Annotated in this window: 16 protein-coding genes; 14 read left to right on the top strand and 2 right to left on the bottom strand. The window is 39.8% G+C overall.

Going from position 1 to position 17777, the window contains the following annotated elements:
- Window positions 1-163: 163 nt before the first annotated feature.
- The 8 genes from AC2TDL_RS19870 to AC2TDL_RS19835 all read left to right on the top strand — a co-directional run bounded on the left by AC2TDL_RS19870 (window position 164) and on the right by AC2TDL_RS19835 (window position 10541).
- On the top strand, window positions 164-2683 hold the full coding sequence (locus AC2TDL_RS19870) for a transglycosylase domain-containing protein (RefSeq protein ID WP_484697790.1): 2520 nt from the start codon (window positions 164-166) through the stop codon (window positions 2681-2683).
- Between the two features lie 138 nt (window positions 2684-2821).
- Window positions 2822-3376, top strand: coding sequence for a ribonuclease FAU-1 family protein (locus AC2TDL_RS19865; RefSeq protein WP_484697789.1), 555 nt, complete (start codon window positions 2822-2824; stop codon window positions 3374-3376).
- A complete protein-coding gene (locus AC2TDL_RS19860) occupies window positions 3373-4230 on the top strand; it encodes a YdcF family protein (protein WP_484697788.1) in 858 nt (285 codons plus the stop codon). Before AC2TDL_RS19865 ends, AC2TDL_RS19860 begins: the two co-directional genes overlap by 4 nt.
- Before the next feature lie 151 nt (window positions 4231-4381).
- Entirely contained in the window at window positions 4382-5347 is a 966-nt protein-coding gene (locus AC2TDL_RS19855; RefSeq protein WP_484697787.1) for an AAA family ATPase, read from the top strand.
- Window positions 5348-5410: 63 nt separating this feature from the next.
- On the top strand, window positions 5411-6679 hold the full coding sequence (locus tag AC2TDL_RS19850) for a methionine gamma-lyase family protein (protein WP_484697786.1): 1269 nt from the start codon (window positions 5411-5413) through the stop codon (window positions 6677-6679).
- A 79-nt stretch (window positions 6680-6758) separates the two neighbouring features.
- Window positions 6759-7172: a MerR family transcriptional regulator gene (locus tag AC2TDL_RS19845; RefSeq protein WP_484697785.1), complete on the top strand. Its 414-nt coding sequence runs from the start codon at window positions 6759-6761 to the stop codon at window positions 7170-7172.
- 106 nt (window positions 7173-7278) lie between these two features.
- Window positions 7279-8607, top strand: coding sequence for a type I glutamate--ammonia ligase (gene glnA / locus AC2TDL_RS19840; protein WP_484697783.1), 1329 nt, complete (start codon window positions 7279-7281; stop codon window positions 8605-8607).
- Window positions 8608-9542: 935 nt separating this feature from the next.
- The gene (locus AC2TDL_RS19835; RefSeq protein WP_484697782.1) at window positions 9543-10541 is read left to right on the top strand and encodes an acyltransferase family protein; all 999 of its coding nucleotides are present in this window, start codon (window positions 9543-9545) and stop codon (window positions 10539-10541) included.
- 195 nt (window positions 10542-10736) lie between these two features.
- Here AC2TDL_RS19835 and AC2TDL_RS19830 read toward each other — a convergent pair whose 3' ends face one another.
- The gene (locus AC2TDL_RS19830; protein ID WP_484697781.1) at window positions 10737-11018 is read right to left on the bottom strand and encodes a phosphatidylinositol kinase; all 282 of its coding nucleotides are present in this window, start codon (window positions 11016-11018) and stop codon (window positions 10737-10739) included.
- Window positions 11019-11211: 193 nt separating this feature from the next.
- Between AC2TDL_RS19830 and AC2TDL_RS19825 the strand changes: the two genes are divergently transcribed.
- The 6 genes from AC2TDL_RS19825 (at window position 11212) to AC2TDL_RS19800 (ending at window position 16591) form a co-directional block, all read left to right on the top strand.
- Window positions 11212-11817 carry a collagen-like protein gene (locus AC2TDL_RS19825; protein ID WP_484697779.1) on the top strand — a complete coding sequence of 202 codons (606 nt, stop codon included), beginning with the start codon at window positions 11212-11214 and terminating at the stop codon, window positions 11815-11817.
- Between the two features lie 195 nt (window positions 11818-12012).
- Window positions 12013-13245 (top strand): DNA polymerase IV, encoded by a 1233-nt coding sequence (locus AC2TDL_RS19820; RefSeq protein ID WP_484697778.1) that lies wholly within the window; start codon window positions 12013-12015, stop codon window positions 13243-13245.
- 229 nt (window positions 13246-13474) lie between these two features.
- Window positions 13475-13852 (top strand): response regulator, encoded by a 378-nt coding sequence (locus AC2TDL_RS19815; RefSeq protein ID WP_484697776.1) that lies wholly within the window; start codon window positions 13475-13477, stop codon window positions 13850-13852.
- An 80-nt stretch (window positions 13853-13932) separates the two neighbouring features.
- A complete protein-coding gene (locus AC2TDL_RS19810; protein WP_484697775.1) occupies window positions 13933-14346 on the top strand; it encodes a zinc ribbon domain-containing protein in 414 nt (137 codons plus the stop codon).
- Complete coding sequence (locus AC2TDL_RS19805; protein ID WP_484697774.1) at window positions 14343-15344, top strand: TRM11 family SAM-dependent methyltransferase; 1002 nt, start codon at window positions 14343-14345, stop codon at window positions 15342-15344. Before AC2TDL_RS19810 ends, AC2TDL_RS19805 begins: the two co-directional genes overlap by 4 nt.
- A 152-nt stretch (window positions 15345-15496) precedes the next feature.
- A complete protein-coding gene (locus tag AC2TDL_RS19800) occupies window positions 15497-16591 on the top strand; it encodes an MBL fold metallo-hydrolase (RefSeq protein WP_484697773.1) in 1095 nt (364 codons plus the stop codon).
- 135 nt (window positions 16592-16726) lie between these two features.
- On the opposite strand, the gene sigK is transcribed toward AC2TDL_RS19800, so the two are convergent.
- On the bottom strand, window positions 16727-17443 hold the full coding sequence (sigK, locus tag AC2TDL_RS19795; RefSeq protein ID WP_484697772.1) for an RNA polymerase sporulation sigma factor SigK: 717 nt from the start codon (window positions 17441-17443) through the stop codon (window positions 16727-16729).
- Window positions 17444-17777: the final 334 nt, after the last annotated feature.

Here is a 17777-nt window from a genome sequence, read left to right as displayed (position 1 = left end):
TTGCTTTGGCTGGGTTGCTTTTGTTGTTGCTGTTGTTTATCTCAGATTGCTTGTTGTTTGTTGCTTTGTATTGCTTTAATTATGAAGAAGAGAGAAGGCAGCAGCCTGCAATGATGGAAATGGTGTTGCAGGAAAGCTGCAATTGTTAGTAGGAGGGGTCATCATGAGTGAGCAAAATTCTCGTAATTCGGGCAGAACTCAAGACCGAGGTGGGCATAGCCCAAATAAGAAACCAACTAAAGCAAAGAAGAAAAAGAAAACTGGAAAAATATGGTTTTATAGTATTTTCTTCGCGATTGTTCTAGGGATCGTTGCAGCAATTGTTGGTTATTCAGCAATTATTATTAACGGTGAGCGCATTCTTGCTGAGCATGGAGACAAGCTGGAATTTGGTGAGGCATCGATTATTTATGATGCAGAAGGAGTAGAGATTGCTCGTCTATATGATGTTGCTGAAAACCGTGAAATCGCAGAGTTTTCTGAAATTCCACAGATCGTGTTAGACGCATTTGTTGCAACTGAGGATAGACGTTTCTGGGAACATTCTGGACTTGATTTCGTTGCGATTGGCCGTGCCGTTGTGAAGGATATTATTGCTCGCAGTGCTGTAGAGGGCGGTAGTACAATTACCCAGCAGCTTGCGAAAAACGTATTCCTAAGTGCGGATAAAACGATTTTCCGTAAAGCAACTGAAGCTTCGATTGCCGTTGCCCTAGAAAATCAAATGTCCAAAGAGCAAATTTTAACAATGTATTTAAATCGTATTTATTATGGTCGCGGTATTCATGGGATTAAAGCAGCCGCTGAATATTATTTTGATACAGAGCTGGAAGATTTAGAGCTATGGCAGGCAGCAACATTAGCAGCTATGCCGAAGGCGCCAAATCGTTATAATCCGATTAGCAATCCTGAAGCTTCATTCGAACGGAGAGCCGTTGTACTGCAATTGATGTACGATCAAGGGTACATCACTGAGCAGGAAATGAAGGAAGCGAAGCAGGTTGAATATGTTGAGCCAGAACATGATGAGAAATTTACAAACAACAATAAATATGCGGCATTCATTGACATGGTTGTTGAGGAAGCAGTAGAAGTTACAAAAATGTCAGAAGAAGAGCTTCGTGTAGGCGGATTCCATATTTATACAACCCTTAATTCCAAGGCGCAGGATATTATGGATGATGAGTTTGCCGATCCTGATAACTTTGAGAAAAGTGTTGATGATCAAATCGTTCAGGGTTCGATGATTATTATTGATCATGAAAATGGAGAAATTAAGGCGTTGTCTGGCGGTCGAGATTATGTGAAGAAGGGCTGGAATCGTGTAACGAAGAAAAGACAGCCTGGTTCATCCTATAAGCCACTTATCGCTTACGGACCTGCAATAGAATATTTAGGCTACACGCCGTCGACAACATTGAAGATTGACCGTAAATGCTTTGATAAATATTGCCCAACAGATAAGTGGGGAGCAACTTCGGTATCGATGGAACAAGCGCTGCAGGATTCACGTAACTTAGCTGCTGTATGGCTATTAAATGAGGTTGGCATTAAAAAAGCTAATGAATTTGCTTCTAAATTAGGCGTAGGATTGAAAGAAACAGAGTATAATTTGGCAAGCGCACTTGGCGGCTTGGAGCAAGGCTTCTCACCATTGCAAATGGCGACAGCATATAGCGTTATTGCAAATGATGGTAAAAGCGTAGATCCGCATACGATTCGCAGTATTAAAGGCAAAGGTTATGAATATACGTATAAAGCTCCTAAGTCTCAGCAGATAATGGAACCGAAAACAGCTAAATATTTAACACAAATGCTGCAGAAGGTAGTTGAAGCCGGCACGGGTAAAAAAGCTCAAATTGATCGACCTGTGGCAGGTAAAACAGGTACTACTCAGCATGGTTTGCCTAATCATAAAGGCAGTGAAAACCGCGATGTTTGGTTTGTTGGTTTTACTGCTGAATGGACAGCCGCTGTATGGATGGGCTATGACAATACCGATGAGAAGCACTTATTGAAAAATGGCAGCTCGCAGGCAGCAGCGTTTTTTGCTAAAGTTATGAAACCTGCACTTGCAACTATTCCTAAGAAAAATTTTGAGCCAATTGAGGAAGAAGAGCCAGCGCAGGTTGTTAAGCCTGAAATGGGTGAGCTGACCTATTCCTTAGATGAGGAAAATTTAGTGGTAACATTAAACTGGAGCGTAGCTTATGAGGGTGATGTTGTCTTTGAAATTTTTCGAATGGAACAAAATAGCGGAACCTTTAGTCACTTTGCTGAAACGGAAGGAATGCTCACGATCGACGATATGAGCGTATTCCCAGGAAAGAACTATCAATATTATGTGGTTGCACATGATTTAGAAAATAATATATCGAGTGAGCCATCCAATATTGTATCTGTAGATATTCCTGATAGCGACCTTCAAGTTCCAGAAATACCAATGGATGAAGTTGGCGATGATGATGATTTGATCGAAGGAAATCCATATCCAACGAATAAGCCAACGTCTTCTGAGCAGCCGACAGCACCGCCACAGGAAACACCAGAAGTTTCTGATGAGCCGACACAAACAGCTGCACCTGAGGTAACTGAACCGCCAGAGCAATCGACAGATGGCGAGATAAATCCACTTGATGTCACTGAAGGACTATCTGAGGAAATGCAAGAATCAGATTATTAATAAACTTAAATAAACGTAAAATTAGAGCGCCCGATGAATTTCCGGCGCTCTAATTTTCTAAAAAGTTGGATATTGCTGCTGACTATGTTAAGCTTTAAACATAGTGTTGACCCATATTGAAGAAAGGTAAGTAAAAATATGAAAAGAAAATTTTCGGATCGTGCGAATTGGAGAAGAATTATTCGCAAGAGCTACTCCTGTATGCATATTGATCAGAAAGAGTTTCACGGCATTCTTACCTTTTATCGTATCCATGAACTGAGAGACCCGTTATATAAGGTATACGGAGGTAAGGAGATATGTCTAGCTGATGAGGGATATGTTTGGATGCAGCACTTTCCTAAGGGAGAGCATTTCGTCGTAACGACAATGTTTGATCGAGAGGGAAAGGTTGTGCAGTGGTATATTGATGTTTGCAAAAACCAAGGCTTAACTGAGCAAAAGGTTCCTTGGTTTGACGATTTGTATTTGGATGTTGTGGTATTACCTAGCGGTGAAGTGTTTTTAATGGATGAGGATGAGCTTGAAGAAGCCTATAAAGCTGGTGAAATTAGCTATCGCGATGTCCAACTAGCGCATAAAACAGCAGCACGTTTATTATCGATGATTCGCAATGGAAAGTTTCGCTTCTTTACATTAAGTATGCGTCATAAGCGTTTATACGATAGAGCGTGGGAGCTGAGTGAGTCATGAGTAAACCGCAGCATGCAAGTACAAAGGATGCAACATATAAGCGAAAAAGAACGTCTAAAGCTGAGTCGGATGTTCCATTAAATAAAAATGAACATGCTCAAGCCCGTAAGCAGTCAACGGTAAAAAAACAAGTACCCAGCCAACGAGCAAAGACTGTCGAAAATGCTGGGGATAACAGAAAGCAGGCATCTGCCACTCGGCAGAAAGTAAAGCATAATAGTGCTAAACGAAAGCAACGGCAAAAAGCAAGCATGATCCGCTTAGCGATAAGAGGTGTTTTTATTGCTGCCTGCTTGTTGCTCGTTTGGTGCTTGTATGCGTATTATGTCATCATTTTTAATGAGCAAAAACCAATACATAAGGCAGATGCAGGAATCGTGCTGGGAGCTGCACTGTGGAATGAGCAGCCAAGCCCTGCTTTAAAAGAACGGTTAGATTATGCAATTGAGTTATATGAGCAAGATCTGTTTGATTATTTTATTTTAAGCGGCGGAAAGCCGCCACACTCTCGTGGAATGAGCGAAGCTGAAGGAATGAAACAATATTTAATGAAAGCAGGTGTTCCTGAGAATAGGTTGCTTTTAGAAACTCAATCAAGCGATACGCATGAAAATTTATTGTATAGCGCAAGAGTAGCTGAACACAATGATCTGACCTCGGCGATTATTATTACACACAACTATCATACGAAACGTGCTGAGGATATTGCGCATTTTGTCGGATTGGATCAGGTGCAAGCTGCAGGAGTGAAAACTAAAGTATTGAATGAAAGCTATCATTATACGAGAGAAATGCTTGCATACACTAAATGGCAAATTAATAAGTTAATTATGCCGCTTGGTTTAAGCATATAGTACGGTTATTTAGGTTATATCTGGTTTTTTAAGAACTGATTTGAATAATATTAGAATAAGTCACAAATCTTCTAATAACGATGTACTAGCTAGAATACACTTTTACTACGATTTCTTTGCTCAGCTTGGAAAAGGAAAGGTGATGCTTAGCATGAGTAGTAAAGTAATGACTAGTGAAGCTCATTACCAAGATAAACGTTCACGGCAAATTAACGTGGTGCTGCGCAACTATGAACCAGCGCCAATTATACATGAATCTCCTTATGAGGATCGTGTAGTTACAGAAGAACGAGTAGGAACGCATCATCTGTTTGCAGAGTTTGAGGAACAGTTGAATAAGCTAGTTGGCATGGAGCAGGTAAAACAAATCGTCTTTGAAATTTATGCGTTACTGCAAATTAATCGTATGCGGCAAGAAATGGGGTTAAGCCAAGCCTCGCAGGTCTATCATATGATTTTTAAGGGTAATCCGGGAACTGGGAAAACGACAATTGCTCGTATACTGGCTAAGTTATTTCAAAAAATGGGCGTCCTTTCAAAAGGGCATCTCATTGAGGTTGAACGTGCAGATTTAGTAGGCGAATATATTGGACATACTGCACAAAAAACGCGAGACCTTGTAAAAAAAGCAATGGGCGGTGTATTATTTATTGATGAGGCCTACAGCCTAGCAAGAGGCGGCGAAAAGGATTTCGGTAAAGAAGCGATTGATACATTGGTCAAACATATGGAAGATTCGCGCAATCAATTTATATTAATATTAGCAGGTTATCCATATGAAATTGAGCAGTTTTTACTGACGAATCCAGGACTGCCTTCGAGGTTTCCGTTAATCATTGATTTTCCTGATTATAATATTGATCAGCTAATGGAAATTGCTGAGCTAATGGTTCGGGAGCGAGATTATGTATTGTCGCAGCATGCTGCTTTTAAGTTAAGACAAATTATTTTACAGGCAAAGCAAACAGAGCAGTTTAGCTTTAGTAATGCTCGTTTTGTGCGTAATTTATTAGAAAAGGCTGTGCGAAATCATGCTGTGCGGATTATCAATCAATATCCGAAAGGAACGCCTAGTAAGTCTGAGCTGATAAATATTCGATCAGAGGATATTAAATAAACAGTACTCGGGCATCTCTACTTGTAGAGATGCCTAATTTATGGTTGGGGTGAACAAGACGAAATGATGCAGCAGGAAAGAAGCGAAACATGGCAGCAACTAGAAACACTATTAAATGAAACAGAGGATCAAATACGTCCAGCATTGCTAGAAGTAGAACGTATTAGTGAAAAAAATCAATGGAAAGTTATTGAAGCATTTAAAAAACATAAAGTAAGCGATTATCATTTTGCTGGTTCAACTGGCTATGGCTATAATGATCGCGGGCGTGAGGTGTTAGACTTAGTCTATGCTGATGTGTTTGGTGCTGAACAGGCGCTAGTGAGACCTCATTTTGCTTCAGGCACTCATACGATTAGTACAGCGCTATTTGGTGTATTGCGGCCAGGTGATGAATTACTATATATTACAGGGAAACCGTATGACACTTTACATAAGGTGATAGGTAAGGAGAAGGACGGAAGTGGCTCGCTTGTAGATTGGGGCATTACCTATAATGACGTTGCCTTGCTTGAAGATGGCAGTGTTGATTGGCAAGGAGTAGCTCAAGCGATTAAACCTAGCACGAAGGTGATAGGTATTCAACGCTCACGTGGCTATGATTGGCGCGCATCGTTTACGATCGAGCAAATTGCTGAAATGGTTAACAAGGTGCGCGAGCTTGCGCCGCAGGCAATCATATTTGTTGATAACTGCTATGGAGAGTTTACTGAGTTATTAGAACCAACGCAGGTTGGTGTTGATCTTATGGCAGGTTCGCTTATTAAAAATCCAGGCGGAGGTCTTGCTGAAACAGGAGGCTATATTGCAGGGAAAGCCCAATATGTTGAGGCGGCAGCTTACCGTTTGACAGCTCCAGGAATTGGCGCTGAAGTGGGCGCTATGTTAGGAACGTTACGCTCAATGTTCCAAGGATTGTTTCTTGCGCCTCATTTAGTGGCTCAAGCAGTAAAGGGAAGCGTGCTTGCAGCAGCTGTATTTGAGCGACTTGGCTTTGAGACGAAGCCGAAATGGCATGAAAAGCGCACAGACCTGATTCAAGCTGTCAGATTTGGACAAGCGGATCACCTTATTTCATTTGTACAAGGAATTCAGCAGGCAGCGGCAGTTGATGCGCATGTTACTCCAGAGCCTTGGGACATGCCTGGTTATGAGCACGCAGTTATAATGGCAGCGGGCACGTTTATACAGGGTGGAAGTCTTGAACTGTCTGCAGATGCACCGATTCGCGAGCCTTATATCGCCTATATGCAAGGTGGATTAACCTACGGTCATGTTAAATATGGTATACTAATAGCATTAGAGAGAATGAAAAATCACGGATTGTTGTAATTAAACCTTACACCAGTTGACATATTTGTCGTAACTCGGTACAATAAAATGAATATAGCTACAGGAAGGATGGTGCAATATGGCTGACGAAATCCGTAGAAATATGGCATTATTTCCAATAGGAATAGTGATGAAGTTGACTGATTTAACTGCTAGACAAATTCGTTATTATGAGCAGCATGAGCTGATTGTTCCTGCAAGAACCGGCGGTAATCAACGTTTATTTTCATTTAATGATGTAGAACGTTTACTTGAAATAAAGGCGTTAATAGAAAAAGGAGTAAACATTGCTGGGATTAAGCAAGTTATGAATCCGGTTTCTAAAGAATCTGAAGAAGCAACTAAAGTAAGCGAGCAATCAGAAGTGAAGCGCAGAGAATTATCAGATATGCAACTTCATCGTTTACTGAAACAGCAGTTGTTGGAAAAGCGCCCTGGTCAAACCTCTATTATCCAAGGACAGCTTACAAGATTTATGCATAATAAACGCTAATTGCTATGTTTATCGCTGCAATTGATTCTGCATTTCATATTTAGAAATTTTTTCATGCGTGCGGATACGTAGTAGAAGCCGAATGAAAATATGAGGAGATGAGATAATGGGTTACACAAAAGAGGATATCAAACGAATTGCTGCAGAAGAAAATGTACGGTTTATCCGCTTGCAATTTACTGACTTGCTTGGATCAATAAAAAACGTGGAAATTCCAGTAAGCCAGCTAGACAAAGCGCTGGACAACAAAATGATGTTTGATGGTTCTTCTATTGAAGGATACGTACGAATCGAAGAATCCGACATGTACCTTGTGCCAGATTTAGATACTTGGGTTGTTTTCCCTTGGGTGACTGAGGATCGTATCGCTCGCTTAATTTGTGATATTTATATGCCAGATGGCACACCATTTGCTGGAGATCCGCGCGGAATCTTAAAACGAGTGCTTAAGGAAGCAGAAGAGCTTGGCTTTGACAAAATGAACGTTGGACCAGAGCCTGAGTTTTTCTTGTTCAAAACGGATGAAAAGGGCAGTCCGACAAATGAGCTTAATGACCAAGGTGGATACTTTGATTTGGCGCCTATGGATCTAGGTGAAAACTGTCGTCGTGACATCGTGTTAACGTTAGAAGAAATGGGCTTTGAAATCGAAGCATCGCATCATGAGGTAGCTCCTGGTCAGCATGAAATCGACTTTAAATATGCTGATGCTATACGTGCTGCAGACCAAATTCAAACTTTTAAACTAGTTGTTAAAACAGTTGCCCGTGTACATGGCTTGCATGCAACATTTATGCCTAAGCCGCTATATGGTGCAAATGGTTCTGGTATGCACTGTCACGTATCACTATTTAAAGATGGTAAAAACACGTTTTATGATGAAAATGATCCGCTTGGTTTAAGTGATACTGCACGTCATTTTATGGCAGGTTTGATGTACCATGCGCGTGCAATTGCTGCTATCACTAACCCAACTGTTAACTCTTATAAGCGTCTTGTTCCAGGCTATGAAGCTCCTTGCTACGTTGCTTGGTCAGCAAGCAATCGTTCTCCGATGATTCGTATTCCGGCTTCACGCGGTCTTTCTACACGTGTTGAGGTTCGTAATCCTGATCCAGCGGCAAACCCTTATTTAACTCTTGCCGTTATTTTGAAGGCTGGCTTGGATGGAATCCGTAACAAGATGCCTCTTGTTGCACCTATTGATCGCAACATCTATATTATGACTGAAGAAGAGCGTCTTGATGAGAATATTCACAGCTTGCCTAGCAGCTTGCGTGAAGCGTTAAATGAGCTGCTTCGTTCAGATGTCATTTGTGATGCACTTGGTGATCATGCACTTGCTCATTTCTATGAATTGAAGGAAATCGAGTGGGATATGTATCGCACGCAAGTACACCAATGGGAGCTTGACCAATATTTAACGCATTACTAATTAGAAGAACGCTGAAACGGCGAGGGATTTTAGTGATTTAAGTTGGGGGATGACTTAGGGGAATTACACTATTTAATTAGGTAATTTCCCGTTCATCCCTTATTATTTTTCATCTTTTGATGGTAAGCACTTTTTGACTGAATTGATAGTTATTCAGGGTTAAAGTCCTTTACCGTTTATAATGGAAAAATAATTAATGTAAAAACAATTCAATCGGGACCTCCTAATAAAGCAGTTAAAAAGAGAAAAGATGAAATAGTCACATAAGTTATTAGCTTGGGTTGAATGGTGTTGATATTAAATTAATAAAAGATCTTAATGTTATCTGCGAAATTTTCCACGTGCAGATGATTATTAAGGTCTTTTTTATTGCTGAATTTTTAGGTGGAGCAATGGACTATGCAGGACTATTAGCCATTATAGGCACGATTAATGAATCATACTTGGTTGGGTAGGAAAAGCAAAGCAAGAAGCTCGTACAGATGGCGAAAAGGATGCATCTCTACGTGTTGACGTCGAGTACATCAAACGAGGTGTTGATGCGGTACAAGTGGATTTTTAATTAAAAAGTACATAGGAGGTAATGTGATTTTTTCTTGGGTCATTATCAATACCATCATCATTTAGCCATGGGAAATCTTCAACAGTACTGGGACGATGTTCGTCCACAAGAATAATGCGTAACTTCTTAGTTGAAATATTTTAATTTAATAGTAGTTATCAAGGTAGGCTAGTTCAAGGGAACACTACCTTGAAACTCTTGATGCTTCTGGCATTGAGGTTTTTTGTTTTTGGATCTCTTTTCAGCGAAAGATTAACTAACCATTTGATCCAAACTTTACTTGGATTATCAATATGTTTCGGCTTCCCTTACATGACAGAATACAGCTTTAGGTGTAGACTTGTACATGGTATTGTGAAGGGAGAGCTATATTTTGCTGGAAAGAAGCTATTATTTTGATAATTTGAAGTTTGTATTAATGTTTCTTGTTGTTCTTGGACATGCATTAGAGCCATTTATTGATAGCAGATTAATCTTGTCCATTTATATATTTATCTATTCTTTTCATATGCCGCTGTTTGCTTTTATTTCTGGTTACTTTACGAAGCGAATCGATAGCGATGATTATGCAATTAAGATCGTAAAAAGAATCTTTTTTCCTTATATGATTTTTGAGACGTTATATTCTTTATTTGATTACTGGCTTTATAATGAGGAGAAACTAACATTCACTTACTTTACACCAACATGGCTTATGTGGTTTTTGTTTAGTTTAATGATTTGGAAAGCATTATTGCCAGTGCTAGTGAAATTAAAATGGATCTTGCCGATTTCTATTGCAGCTGCTGTTTTGGTTGGTTATGCGAAGGATGCTAGCTACTATGGAAGTGTATCGAGAACGATTGTATTGCTGCCGTTCTTTTTAGCTGGTTTTTACACGAAGGAGCAATGGCTTGATTTTCTGAGAACAAAGACAGTTAAGGTTTGCATGTTAGCGGCCGCTGCTTTTACTTTTTTCGGTTTTTATCATTATGCAGCAAAAATAAAGGTGGAATGGTTTTACCATACGTTTCCATATGAGCAATTAGCAACTAATGAATGGTACGCTGGATTGTATAGACTAGGCATTATGGGGCTTGCTGTGGTGCTTGGACTAGGTTTAATGCTTACGGTTACGAAACGAAAAGTGCCACTTATCTCGTTAGCCGGACAAAATACGATGATTGTGTACTTATTTCACGGGTTTGTCATAAAATATTTCATTTCGCTGAATTTGCCGGCAATGTTTAATTCTCTCGCAAGCAAAATCGCAATCGTTCTATTTGCATTTGCACTTACATTGCTATTATCCAGTCCGATTTTAAAAAAGATTTCTAATCCGTTGTTTGATATGTCTTGGGCAGTTGGGAGAAAACATAAATTTCATTTTTAGATGTAAAAGCAACATTAGGTTTATATTACTAATAGCAAAGGAGCTAGCAATTTCGAGAAAATTGCCCAGCTCCCGAGCAAGACATATTTATATTGCTTAAGCAACATTAAGAAGTCTCTAATTAAAAAATGGGAGGTTCAGAGAGTTAATCTTTTGTAATGCTCTGAGCAGCCCTTTTTTAATATACATTATTAATTATAAGAAGAATGGCAGTAAATATAATGCAGTAATTGCCCCAAGCGGAATTCTTCTGCCGTAAAATCTTCTCCGTGGGAAATAGCCTGGATAAAATGAAAATTGTCGAGCATCTTGCTCTGAAGTCATCATTTCTCCGGGAATGGCTAAAGTGACAAATTGATCATCTACGTGGGCAATAAACCCGTCATGCGTTTGACCATCCGAAGTTTGTACCCCTACATAGTTATTCATACAAGATAAGCATATTTGATGGTAATTGTTACCACTTACTGCTACCATTCTAAATATTCCTCCTTTAAACATCGTTCACATCAGTCTATGGACATTTGACTATGAGCAACACGGCATTTGCCTATGATTTATCAAAAAAATGATATTTCACTATTTTCTAATAGTTGTACTTATACACAAGCATTTATCTGAAAATCTAATATTATGTTATATCTTAAAAAAGGAGGTTAATAGAAATAGAATGAGATTTGAAGATGAAATGATACGCGGGGAAAGCAAAGACGTTTTAATAAGCGGTATTCATCCTATTAAAAGAGGCCCAACAGGTCCGACTGGCCCAACCGGCCCAACAGGTCCAACAGGAGCTACAGGTCCGGCTGGTGGGATTGAAGTTTTTGCTTATATAGCAAGCAATGAAGAACAAGCGATTGATGCTCCGCTAGTTCCTGGGGATCAAGGAGGAGCAGTTTCCTTTAATCTTCCACCAGTGATTAATGGTACAGCGATTTCCTTTATTCCTACATCGACTAATATTAATATTAATGAGCCAGGCATCTATAACATTTCTTGGTCAGTATTCCCAGTTGCAGGAAACTCAGCCTTTGCCTTATTTTTCAACGATGGCATTCTTCCACCTGCGCTTGTGACAGGCAGTAACTATGGTACAGAATCAGGAAACCAACCTTATCAAGGTCAGGTGATTGCACAGTTTACGACTGCTGGGGTGTTAACACTTAATCGTATTGATACTACTGGTGCAACAATTACATTACAAAATGCAGTTGGCGGTGGGCCCATCGGCTCTGAAGTTATTAGTGCATCTTTAGTTATTGAAAAAATAGGTTAATGCTACTGGATTATTAAATGATTAAGGCTATGCAAGCTTAATTAAATCAATAGGAGGCTATGTGGTAAATCCGCATAGCTTTTTATTTGGTTTATGCAAATGTGAACCAACCTGAAATATATTTCCAGTTGAATAAGTTAACAGCTAGGTGTATATAATAAATAAGAACATATGTTTGGTATTGGGGCGATCCATATGAAAAAAGTGATTATGCTGGCAGATTGCCAATCGTTTTATGCATCAGTTGAAAAGGCTGCAAATCCGCAATATCGTGATAAGCCCCTTGTCGTCGCTGGAGATCCAGAGCGGCGTAGCGGAATTATTCTAGCTGCATGCCCTATTGCTAAGTCATTTGGAGTGACAACAGCAGAACCGCTTGGCGTGGCACTTGCAAAATGTCCTGATTTGGTTGTTATTCGGCCGCGTATGCAGACATATATTGATATGTCGCTGCGCATTACATGGCTTTATAATCAATACACAGATCTGGTTGAGCCGTACAGTATCGATGAGCAGTTTTTAGATGTGACGAGCAGTCTTCATTTATTCGGTGGAGATGCAGAGCAGCTGGCAAAGCAAATTCAACATGAAGTGCAAGAAATGACAGGTGTATATATCCGTGTCGGGATTAGTGAAAATAAAGTGCTGGCAAAAATGGCATGTGATAATTTTGCAAAAAAGAATGAGACGGGCATTTATGTGTTAGAAAAGAAAAAACTAGCAGAAACGCTATGGACGTTACCTGTTGAAAAAATGTTTATGGTCGGTCGCAAGATGCATCTGCATCTTAATAAGCTTGGTATCTATACGATCGGTGAACTGGCTCAATATCCAGTTCATAAGCTAAAGCAAAGATGGGGCATCAATGGTGAAGTGCTTTGGAGTATAGCAAATGGCATTGACTACAGTCCTGTTTACCCTCAAGCGCATGCAGGGCAAAAAGAAATCGGTCATCATATGACGTTGCCGAAAGATTATAAAACTTTTGATGAATTGAAAATTGTGCTTAGAGAGTTAACCGAGCTGGTGTGCAGACAGGCGCGGGAAAAAGGATATATGGGCAGTGTTATATCTGTTTCTTGTCGCGGCACAAGCTTTGATATGCCGACAGGATTTCATCGTCAACGAAAAATTGCCGATCCTACCCATATAGCAGCGGAAATGTATGAAACGGTGATCGCGTTATTTAAAGAGCACTGGGATGGGCAGCCTGTACGCAGCATCGGCGTTAGTCTTGGTCAATTAGTAAGTGATAAAGTTGAGCAGTTAAAGTTATTTAATCCTTATGAGCAGCAGCTTGTCCTCGAGCGTACAACAGATGCAATCAAAGCTCGCTTTGGCGATACTGCAATTATGCGTGCTTCTTCTGTAACACCTCCAGGTCAAGCACGTGATCGAGCTGGTAAAATAGGCGGACATTACAAATAACAACCTATATTCTGCAAGACATCCTGAATATCGGACTAAACATCAACAGAACATCGTTAGAGCATTAGCCGATCATTGTGAACTTCTCGCGCAGCGATTACCATCTGATGAATATGAATACAATAAATCATATGAGGCAGAACATTAATACTGATTTTAGGTAAATTTCAGTTTTTATTAAGATAAGTTCGTTAAGCTGTAGGTAGATAAGACAGAGGATGTGCATTGCATGAAGAAGGTGATGATCGTTGATCATTCATCCACGACGAGAGACCATTTAGCTAGCATTGTTCGACGACAGAATCATCAGGTAATCGCTCAAGCTTCTGACGGCGAGGAAGCGATTGAGAAATTTAAACGTTATCATCCTGATCTTGTCATTATTGATGCTATTTTGCCGCGTATGAATGGCTTTGATACTATAAAAAAACTATTAGAGCTCGATCCATCCGCAAAAATCATTATATGCTCAGCAATTGGACATAAAAAATTCATCATGGAAATGATTATGAACGGAGTAAAAGATTATATTGTGAAGCCTTTTTTGGACGAACATATTGTAATGGCGCTCGAAATGCAGTTCCAAGAGGCATCACAATCACACTAATTAGAAATTGTTGCGCTTTGTTGCTATCACCTCTATGATAGTAAATGAAACGTACTGAAGGAACACAGGAGTGATTTGGAATGAGCTTTATGGATAAAATAAAAACAAGTGTTAGTGAAGCAGGATCTAAAGCTAAGGTTTTAGTGGAGATTAATAAGCTAAAGCTAATAAATGTAGGAAAGCAAAATGAAATCAACAGCTTATATAAAGAAATTGGAGAAAAGGTGGTACAGGCTGCTGAGCTTGGACAAGAGCTGCAACTTGAATTTTTTAGTGAGCAGTTGGAGCAAATTTCTATCCTAAAAAATGAAATTGAGCAGAATCAATTGCGAATGATTAATTTAACAGATGAAAAAGAATGTCCTAAGTGCAAAAGCTCTATTCCAATTGATGCAAAGCAATGTCCGAACTGCAACAAAAGCTTTTTAATAGAAGAACAACCACGATATATTGAATTGCAGAATACTGCTCAAAATACGCCATGGCAGGAATGAGGCAGCAAAGTAAAGGACATATGCAGCATACGCAATTTACTCCGCTAAGTTATATTTATCGCTTAGTGAGCAATGATCAGGAACGTTCGCTTTGTAGCCTGGAAAGCAGACAATTGCTAGGCATAGAGCCAAGTTGGCATGGTTCATCTGCGATTTTAAAAAGCTCGCATAATCTATCTGTGCAGCGCAGCCCATATATGAAATATCGTTTGCAGGTTTGGCTGCAAGCAGACAGCTTTACAGAGCTGCTTCAACAGGCAACTGAACTTCACTTAGGAGATACATATAAACTTGTAGCACTTGAAGCTGTAGTAAATGGGGAGCCGAAAAAGCTTGCATACAAGCAGCGCAGATCTATAGAGCGTGAGCTTGGCATGAAGATCGGTGGAAAAGTGGATTTGCATCATCCAACCATTCAGCTTGGCGTTATCGAGTGGGAAGGATTTTGGCTGCTTGGAGAATACGAGGTTCAGCAAGCGGTATGGCAGCAACATGAGCGCAAGCCGCGTAATTATTCTACAGCGCTAAGTACAAGAGTTGCTCGAGCACTTGTTAATATTTTAGTTCCGCAGCTTAAGGGTAGTCTAACGATGGTAGATCCTTGCTGCGGCATTGGTACTGTTTTGTTAGAAGCAGCAGAGCAAGGGATAAACGTTGAAGGATATGATATTAATCCGCTTGCCGTAGTCGGAGCAAGAGAAAATTTACAGGCATTTGGCTATGCTTGCAGCGTGAAGATTGCAGATATGAGAGAATTATCTAGCAGCTATGATGTAGCGATTATCGATTTACCATATAATCATTGCTCTGTGCTGCCGATTGAACAGCGAACACAAATGCTTGAGACTTTAAAGCGTATTTGTAAACGCGCGGTTATCGTTTCAGTGGAGCCGATTGAGCAGGAATTGCTTGATCTAGGAGCAACTATAGTAGATTATGGGGTAGTTGCCAAAACGCATTTTAAGCGTGACATTTGGCTTGTTGAATTTGATAGTTAGAGCAGTTTCAATACAATGAGCATAAAGATACAGCAATAGCGTCCAATATTGGATGCTTTTTTCTTTACTTCTTTACGGAGATGTGAACATCTTTTTCTTAGACGCAAAAATAAAAAAGCTAACAAATAGCAATGAGTCGAGGGAGGAACTCTATGCTTGTAATAAGTTGCATTGCTATTTTGCTCGTAATAGTTGCTTTGTTTATTAGATTTTATCCTGCATTTGGCGGAAACGTACAGAGGGAACAGAAATTAGCATTTGAGCAGTTAGAGCATTATGAACGAGGAAAATTTATAAATCGTGAGCCGAACAAAATGAGCTTTACGCCTGCTGAATTTTTCTCGATGCTTAAAGAGATGGCTGCAAATAATAACCGAAGCCCTCGAACTAAGCTAGCTGTTACTGAGTTAGATTGGAACAACATTTATAGTCAAGCGGATTCGGTAACTTGGCTTGGACATTCAAGTTTTCTAGTAAGCATAGATAATAAAAAGCTGCTAGTTGATCCAGTATTTAGCTATCGTGCTTCTCCGGTTTCATTTGTCGGCAGTAAACGATACACAGGCAGCTTAATGCATATCATTGAACGTCTGCCTAAGCTAGATGCCGTTTTAATTACGCATGATCATTATGATCATTTAGACTACAAAACGATTTTGCGCTTAATGAATAAAGCATCGCTATTTTTTGTTCCGCTTGGCGTAGATAATCATTTGCTCCGCTGGGGAATTAAGCAGGAGCGAATAATTCAATTTAACTGGTGGGATGAATATGACCTGCAAGGCTTAAAAATAGCCTTTACTCCATCACGACATTTTTCAGGCAGAGGCTTATTTAATCGTAATTCGACCTTATGGGGCGGATGGGTAATGCAAGGCAGCGGTTTGTCACTTTACACAAGTGGAGATGGCGGTTATGGCGATCATTTTAAGCAAATCCAATCTCGTTACGGAGAGTTTGATCTTGTACTAATGGAAGGTGGGCAATATGACCGACGTTGGCAAGGTGTACATATGCTGCCAGAAGAAGCAGTACAAGCCTGTAAGGATGTATACGGCAAAACGATGATGCTTATTCATTGGGGTGGATTTACATTAGCGTATCATTCATGGACCGATCCAATTGAACGAGCTGAGCGGGCTGCCAGAGAAGCAGGTGTTACGTTAATTACTCCAAAAATTGGAGAAACTATAGTTCTTCATCATCAATTTCCAGTATTTGAACGTTGGTGGGAGACTGTCAAGTGAACGATGGAGATGACTCATTTGAGCTTGCTAACAATAAAAGCCCCGCTAAAATTTGCGGGGCTTAAGTATGGGACAACAACCTAAATTTAATATTAAGCTTGCAAGGTAAGCATAATATCATTTTTCATTTTAGCATCATCTTCGCTTTACCTTATCCGTCTCCTTATAAAACTCATGGTAAAGCTTCATTAAGGCTCGTTTCTCAATACGCGATACATAACTGCGGCTGATGCCGAGCTCTTTAGCGATTTCACGTTGTGTACGTTCATCTCCGCCGTTAAGAAGTCCAAATCGAGTAATCACGACTTCCTTTTCCCGAGGATCTAAAATACTAAGGTTTTTAAATATTTTACTTTTTTCCATTTCCAGTTGGACCTGGTCTGCTATATCTTCGCCTTCATTGCCAAGTATGTCAATAAGGGTTATTTCGTTGCCTTCTTTATCAGTGCCAATTGGATCATGTAATGAAACATCTTTTCTTGTTTTCTTCAGAGAACGTAAGTGCATAAGGATCTCGTTTTCTATACATCGAGCTGCAAAGGTAGCCAATTTTGTACCTTTTCCCGCTTGAAACCCCTCGATAGCTTTAATTAAGCCAATTGTACCAATCGAAATGAGATCCTCTTGATCTTCTCCAGTATTGTCGAATTTTTTTACAATATGTGCGACCAATCTTAAATTATGTTCAATTAATATGTTACGGGATTCTATGCTTCCTTCAGCCATCCTTAACAAATGATATTGTTCTTCTTCCTCTTTTAGTGGTTGGGGGAACGCATTGTTTTTAACATAGGATACTAATAAGGTAAGCTGCTTAATGAACAGAGCAATTGATGCGAAAAAACCAGCCATAGATCCACCTCCTGATGAATGTTCAAAAGCTGAGGACATCTCATAAGACGACAATCGTCTGTTCTCTAATGTATGTAGGGAAATGCCTAGTTGTGCCTGTACTTAAAAAAAAGGAACAGGCTGTTAGAGTTAAGTAAAAGGTGACACTGAACTGGCAATGATTAAGAAAAAAATTTATTAGAGGCATAAATTGAAAAAAATAGAGTGCCAATGGGCACTCTGTCAAAGAAATTAATATTTTTAGCGACGGCGACAATGATGATGACGATGTTTACGTTTAGGAGCAACTGATTCTGCTAAAACAACTAATCTTTGCCCAGGTCTTAGTCTCACT

Source organism: Paenibacillus sp. plas6, assembly GCF_057221655.1.
Note: the sequence above shows the minus strand (reverse complement) of the source record. Positions and strands in the feature narration are given on the sequence as shown.